The sequence below is a fragment of the Streptomyces sp. P9(2023) genome, assembly GCF_032436795.1.
In the GTDB taxonomy this organism is placed as follows: Bacteria; Actinomycetota; Actinomycetes; order Streptomycetales; family Streptomycetaceae; genus Streptomyces.
In genome coordinates this window covers 1-281 of record NZ_JAUPWM010000373.1, presented here as the reverse complement: position 1 = coordinate 281, position 281 = coordinate 1, and the positions used below count along the sequence as shown (strand labels likewise).

Here is a 281-nt window from a genome sequence, read left to right as displayed (position 1 = left end):
GTTTGATAAGGACTTAATAAATTCGATGTTAAACCAAGCATCAAATACTTGGCAGAGAATTCGATTGAGTACCGATCTTGAAGCATCACGTGTAAAAACAGAAGTTGAGCAAATTCGGTCTTCGCTACTTTCATCGGTATCCCATGATTTAAAATCTCCCTTGTCTGCAATGATGGGGGCTGCTGAAACATTAAAAGAATTTGATGATAAATTGATTAAATCTCAAAAAATAGAGATGTTAGATACTATTCTTCAAGAAAGTCGTCGTTTAGAAAGTTATA

The 281-nt window shown here is 34.2% G+C and carries 1 protein-coding gene; it reads left to right on the top strand.

Annotation, left to right across the window (positions count from 1 at the left end; genetic code table 11):
- Positions 1-25 precede the first annotated feature (25 nt).
- On the top strand, positions 26-281 hold a 256-nt coding region (locus tag Q5762_RS37995; RefSeq protein WP_315896875.1), incomplete at its 3' end, for a histidine kinase dimerization/phospho-acceptor domain-containing protein.